This window comes from Nocardia salmonicida NBRC 13393 (assembly GCF_001613085.1).
In the GTDB taxonomy this organism is placed as follows: domain Bacteria; phylum Actinomycetota; class Actinomycetes; order Mycobacteriales; family Mycobacteriaceae; genus Nocardia; species Nocardia salmonicida.
Genome location: NZ_BDBR01000078.1, coordinates 1 through 5,695 on the forward strand (window position 1 = coordinate 1; position 5,695 = coordinate 5,695).

The window sequence follows — 5,695 nt, forward strand, 5'->3', positions numbered from 1 at the left end:
GTGGATGTAGCGCATCGTCGTCGCGATCCAGGCGTGCCCGAGCACTTCCTGAATCGCGAGGATGTCGACACCGGTCTGATAGAGCTGGCTCGCGCAATAGTGGCGCAACACATGCGGGGTGAGCCGACCCGCCCAGTTGGGCAGGTGCCGTTCCACCGCGCGACCCAGCGCCTGGCGCACTGTGTCGTTGGTGACCCGCAGCCCTGCCCCGCCACCGCTGCGTCGTTCTGACGGGAACAGCGGTGCGCCGGGCAAGGACTCGTCGGCGTCGAACTGGGCCCAGACGTCCTCGACGAACCACGTCAGTGCGCGGTCGGCGCCGTTGATCAGCGGCACCAGCCGTTGCCGCGGTCCACTGCGGTGCGCGCCCTTGCCGTGGCGGACGTTGAGCTTTCCGAACCGGCCCAGCTCCCACCGCACGTCATCGAGATCCAACCGGCAGGCCTCGTTGATCCGCAGACCGACATCGCAGGACAGCCGCGCGACCATGTAGTTGCGGGCATTCGGCGCGAACTTGCGGCACGACACCAGATCCTCACGCCACCCGCCGAACAGCTGCTCCATCTCGGTCTCGGTCGGCGGAACCCGGATCTGCACGTCGACCGACATCCGTGGCCGGTTCATCTCGTCGATCGGGCACTCGACGACTCGGCCGGTCAGCTCGTGCAGCAGCACCTGGTAGCGGGCTTCCAGGAACGCGAAGTAGGTCACCACGGCGCGGGCCCGCGCGCTTCGCGTCGCCGCCGAGACCTTGCGCAGCATGGTGCCGAAGTAGCGGTCCGCGTCGCGCGGTTCCATCTCCCACAACGGACGACCGAACCAATTCCGCACCTGCTCCAAATGCCCGATGTCGCCTCGGATCGTCCCGTCGTTCACCCCGGTGGCCGCGCGCGCCAGCACGAACTCCGCGAGCACATCGACCTCGAAGTCGACCAATTCCTCTTCGGTCGCCGGGCCTCTCGGCCCGCGCAGCGACCGCACCACCGCCAGCGTCAACCCAACCCCTCGATGTTCACCACGGATGAAAACTGATCACCGAGAGGACGAATCGAGCACCACTGGTGACGAACCTTCATTCGTCACCACGAGCACGACGGACGGGAATCTTCCACCTCGACGGCGCTACGACGGGGTTCACACCGCGCTCATCGGCCGTCGAACGCACGGGTTGTTGGACTGAATCAATGGTCAGGGGCCCTGCGGTTCACGGCGGGCGCCCCAGCGAACGCGCCGACGCTCGCGCGCGGGAACGGTGCGCGACAGGACTGCCCGCCCGAGCGCCTCGGCCGGGTCAATCCACGCCCCCCGATTCCGACTACACACCAGTCCCCCGAACAAACAGGCGGCGAGACTGCCCGTCGACGCACACCCTCCGAGCCACTTCGTGCCCGTGACAGACAGCTTTCATCTTTCGATGCTTTCGATACACTAGGGTTCATCGGTCCATTAGTGATCACCAAGCAAGGAGACATCGTCCATGGTGAAGAAGACAGCCACCCACGCCTTGACCGCGTATCGACGTGTGGTCATTGACGACGACCTGGAGACACGCATCGGCGAACTCGCGGTGAAGGTCGGTGAATGGCGACGCGCATCCGAGAACCGCGAGACCGAGACGGCACGGCTGATCGCCGACGAGGAGTCCGCCGAAGCCGCCGTGGCAGCCGCCTACGCGGCGGCTACGAACGCTGGCGCTGAACCGGACGCCCTGGAACGGATCGGCCTCAAGCCCACCGCCGCGATCCGCGCAGTGTCCAAGCGAGCGAAGACCAGACCTCAACCCCGCCCGTCTCAGACATCAACCACCGCCGCCAAGGCACCCCTGACTCCGCCATCGACAGAGAAGGTCGACGCCGGGGCCGCATCGCCGGAGGTCTCGGCCGCGCCGCGCGCCACACCACACTCCGATCCGGCTCCCAGCGGTTCCGGGGGTCGGCCCGCCGACACCAAGCCGACGCGGGCCACTGCCGACACGAATACACCGTCCGGCACCCGGACACGGAATTGACGAATGCGCCGTACCGGGCCCCCGCGCCCAGGCGGTCCGGTACGGCGCATTCGAGCGCTCGACGCTCACCAAGAAGGAGAACCCTCATCATGGCGCGCATCACCTACACCCACTACACCGACGACGGGACCGAGCTGTTCGGGATGTTCTACAGCGAGCAGGCCGACGAGTTCGAAGCGCTCGCACCGCTCGTGGATGGCCGAACCCACCTCGAGTGCCTGTATCGCACCAATACCGTCGGCTGGATTCTGAATCGCGTTCTGATCGACGAAGGCGGCGCGGACCACAGCGTCTACGAAACCGTCTCCGAGGGTTTCGCGCGCCGGTGGCTCGCCGACAACGACTTCCACGACGAAGCGATGCGCTGGTTCGGCCCCTCACCGGAGGACGATCCTCAGTCGTTTCCTCGATGAGAAGGGCGGCCTCCCGCACCCCGATCCCAGTTGGCGCTCCGCCCCAAGCGGCGACACCGGAGCGCTCTCGATCGACAGCATGCGGTATCCAATCCCTCCGCGCCGCTCGCGATCGGCGCGATTGCGACTGACCCCCTGGCCAGGCCAGAACGAATCAGATCCACCTCCATACAGCCCGACCGCCCCACCTTGCATTCGCCAGCATATCGGGTAATATATGACATAGAGAGATTCGGGCCCGGACACCCCGACCTCTTCGATCCCACTCGCACAGCATGAAAGGCATTCCGATGTACCCACCCATGGCAGTAGTCGCAAATCACGATCGCTTCTACGTGAATTTTTCCAGCGTCCCGCCCGGCCAGAGCCGGTGGCTGATCGAGGAAATCGACTTCACTTCCGAGGACGAAGCGCGTGCCTGGGCGGCAGAGGAGGTCAGCTCCTCGGCGCAGGTTTCCGGTTCCGCGTGGGACTTCCGCGCCGAACTCTGGCTCATCCCGGCAGGCGTTCGCCTCGACAAGAACGACGAAACAGAGCGCGTGCAGGCTCTCGCGCACGCGACTTGGGACCACCTCGCCAAGGCCGTGGTGTGGACCGATGGCGTCCCCGACGACTGGGACAACGACAACGAGGCGGACGACGACGCGGACGTGCCCGAGACCGGTCACTGACCTCGCGCACCTCACCACGCCGGGGCGGAAACCGGACACTTCCGTCCCGGCGTTCTTCCACTCGCAGCCCTGGAGGGCTCTATGTCTGCTTTCACTACCGGCAACAATCTGATCCCCGCGGCCGTGGCCGTGCTCAACGTCGGGCTGTACGCCTACGGATTCGTCGACGCCGTGCAGCGTGGCGACTGGCTCGCGGCGGCGGGGTACGGCACGGCGTTGTGCGTGCTGTACGTCTTCTTCCGCTGGTGGCGGCGCGCCCGCCGGGCTTGGTGGTGGTCGCCGGAATACCAAGCTCGGCACGCCGATTTCGTGGATCGACTGACGCGCCTCACCAGCGACCCCTACACCGCCTGGAACATCCACACCCGACAGTGGATCGCCGTCATCGCGCACACCCCGCCGTGGGCTAAGCCCTGCTCGGGTCGCCGGTACTACGAGGTCCTCGTCGAAGACTCCCCGGAACCATCATTCGTACCCGGACAAGCCACCGAGTTCGACTTCGTCACCACACGGTGCTACGGGGTGTACCGCAACAATCCACGCGTCGACATCGACGTCACCGTTGACCTCGTGGACCCCCATACCGGATACAGGCATCCGATGACCGACGCCGAACAGGACTTGAGCCTGCGCGCCTTGCTCCGCCGCCTACGAACACCGGCCGCCGCACGACTGGCGTGCACCACGGATATCGACGCTCTGCTCGAACTGCTCGATGAGGCCGAACCACGCGAGCGCAGATGAGCACCGCAACACCGTGAAGTCCCGGCGGGACCGGACACCCCGCCGCTTCACCCCCCACTCGCACTCCCAGACGAAGGGAACAGCTATGCCCTCCGCCAACTTCGACGCCCTCGTCGCCGAAGCACGGACACGATACGCACCCGAGTTGTTCGCCCTGGCCACGCTCGGCTACGACGCACAGATCCGCGTTGTCGGTCACGTGAACATCTACCTGCCCGGCGGCGAAGTGCGGGGCGTGCCGGTGGAACTGCTCGTGTGCAACGGCGACGGACTGGTGCTCGACGAGGACAGCACCGCTGACAGCACCGACTGGTGCGCCGCGGTCTACTCCCGTCTCGACGGCTCTCCGCTCGACATCTTCTGCTACGGGCGATACCGCCGTAGCAGCCGTGCAGGCCGCCACCGCGCTGTTGGACGATCCAGTCCGCATCGCGGCTCGTTCCCTCACCGGCAGTTGGCACTTCGCGATGCTGCCTGCCGCAGCGCTGGGCGACCCGACCTGCGAGGCGGCCTTGCTCGCACCGCTCACCTCCGACGGGCTGATACCGACCAACGTGATAGTCCTCGAGGACACGCCCGCCTGGACTCAGGGCTGCTCGACACATTCCGGCTGCTACCCGATCGAACGCGACGCGGCAGCGTTCACTCATCGCGATTGCGCGCACGACCGCCTCGCGCACTGGAGTAAGTACGGCCTCGGCGGCGACTGGTGGGCCAGCTGGACCGGTGGAGGGTTGGTGTGATGTCCGGCAACACCGATAGTGCGCGGGCGTGGGTGTCCTGTCCGATGCTGGTCACCAGTGCGGTGACCGCCGAACGCGCCCGGCGCCGATGAGCGGGCCCGCCGTGAGCGCGGCGCTGCGCGCACAGTTGGCCGCACACGAACCCGCACCGAAAGTGGTGTTGTCCTATGGGCTCGGTCTTTAGCCGGTTTCCAGTTGTTGCTGGGCCGATGATCGGCGAGTGCACATCTCGGCGGGGTAGTCCTGCGAGCATTGCGTCTCGTGCGATCTGACGACTATCCCGTGACGCTGCCGGGTGTATGGCGGCTGCAAAGGTGCTGTGTCGACCTGCCTGGCGTCGCGGCCCGGCTCGACCTACCCGGCGGCCTGAACGTAGCTGCGCTACATGCGAGGAACGGCACCGTCGACGGTCAAGAGTTCCTGATCGATGAGGTCGGTGTCGATCCCCTCCAGACACCGGCTGGCGAGAACTCAGGTGCCCGGACGATGTCCGGGCACCTGATCCTCAACGACGATGCTTCCAGGAATCCTTTTGCGCGGCTGGTCAGTAGGCCCAGGCTGTGCCGGTGCCCCGGTACTGCTCAACAGAGATCGGCTCCACACCAGGCTTCATATGGTCGAGGTAGAGCGTTGCGTGCAGGTGGTCGACTTCGTGCGCGACCAGGCGTGCGACTCCGCGCTCGAACACCGCGATTCGGGTGTTGCCGTCGATGTCGGTGTGCTCGACGTGGATTGTCAACGGGCGCGGTACCCGTCCGCGCAAGTCGAAGAAACTCAGGCACCCCTCGTACTGTTCGTCTTCGCCGCCGCCGGTCTCCACGATGCGTGGATTGAACAGGGTGACCGTGTCGCCGTTGGGGGTGCGGACGATCGCCGCGGCCCTGCTGATGCCGATCTGCGGGGCGGCGATGCCCATCCCTTTGCCGAACACGTGAGCTTGGGCAACTCGCTGTGCGGCGGAGTTGAGTTCGGCGATGACACGGCGTGCGTCTTCGGCCTCGGCGGGTAGATCGAACGGGCGCGCGACCTCGCGCAGGATCTCGTCGCCTTCCTGCGCTATGCCCAGGCCGGCCATCACCTTGCTCGGCGGCGTGCGCTCGTCGTCGCTACGTCCCC

Annotated in this window: 7 protein-coding genes; 5 read left to right on the forward strand and 2 right to left on the reverse strand. The window is 66.3% G+C overall.

Annotated features, from left to right (window positions below):
• Window positions 1-996, reverse strand: a 996-nt coding sequence (locus NS1_RS38200) for a tyrosine-type recombinase/integrase (RefSeq protein ID WP_062992595.1), incomplete at its 3' end; no start/stop codon positions are given.
• A gap of 481 nt (window positions 997-1,477) precedes the next feature.
• Between NS1_RS38200 and NS1_RS38205 the strand changes: the two genes are divergently transcribed.
• The 5 genes from NS1_RS38205 (at window position 1,478) to NS1_RS38225 (ending at window position 4,579) form a co-directional block, all read left to right on the forward strand.
• Complete coding sequence (locus NS1_RS38205) at window positions 1,478-2,008, forward strand: hypothetical protein (RefSeq protein ID WP_062992597.1); 531 nt, start codon at window positions 1,478-1,480, stop codon at window positions 2,006-2,008.
• A gap of 89 nt (window positions 2,009-2,097) precedes the next feature.
• Window positions 2,098-2,421 carry a hypothetical protein gene (locus NS1_RS38210; protein WP_062992599.1) on the forward strand — a complete coding sequence of 108 codons (324 nt, stop codon included), beginning with the start codon at window positions 2,098-2,100 and terminating at the stop codon, window positions 2,419-2,421.
• Between the two features lie 302 nt (window positions 2,422-2,723).
• Window positions 2,724-3,092: a hypothetical protein gene (locus tag NS1_RS38215; RefSeq protein ID WP_157125632.1), complete on the forward strand. Its 369-nt coding sequence runs from the start codon at window positions 2,724-2,726 to the stop codon at window positions 3,090-3,092.
• Window positions 3,093-3,173: 81 nt separating this feature from the next.
• Window positions 3,174-3,836, forward strand: a complete 663-nt coding sequence (locus tag NS1_RS38220) for a hypothetical protein (RefSeq protein WP_062992602.1) — start codon at window positions 3,174-3,176, stop codon at window positions 3,834-3,836.
• A gap of 389 nt (window positions 3,837-4,225) precedes the next feature.
• Window positions 4,226-4,579 (forward strand): hypothetical protein, encoded by a 354-nt coding sequence (locus NS1_RS38225; protein WP_062992604.1) that lies wholly within the window; start codon window positions 4,226-4,228, stop codon window positions 4,577-4,579.
• A gap of 544 nt (window positions 4,580-5,123) precedes the next feature.
• On the opposite strand, the gene NS1_RS38230 is transcribed toward NS1_RS38225, so the two are convergent.
• A partial coding sequence (locus NS1_RS38230; protein ID WP_218020018.1) for a peptide deformylase occupies window positions 5,124-5,695 on the reverse strand: 572 nt, incomplete at its 5' end.

What these genes read in the sequence shown, in the direction of transcription:
- NS1_RS38205 (WP_062992597.1), top strand. Translation starts at nt 1,478, where the DNA reads ATGGTGAAGAAGACAGCCACCCACGCCTTGACCGCGTATCGACGTGTG.
- NS1_RS38210 (WP_062992599.1), top strand. Translation starts at nt 2,098, where the DNA reads ATGGCGCGCATCACCTACACCCACTACACCGACGACGGGACCGAGCTG.
- NS1_RS38215 (WP_157125632.1), top strand. Translation starts at nt 2,724, where the DNA reads ATGGCAGTAGTCGCAAATCACGATCGCTTCTACGTGAATTTTTCCAGC.
- NS1_RS38220 (WP_062992602.1), top strand. Translation starts at nt 3,174, where the DNA reads ATGTCTGCTTTCACTACCGGCAACAATCTGATCCCCGCGGCCGTGGCC.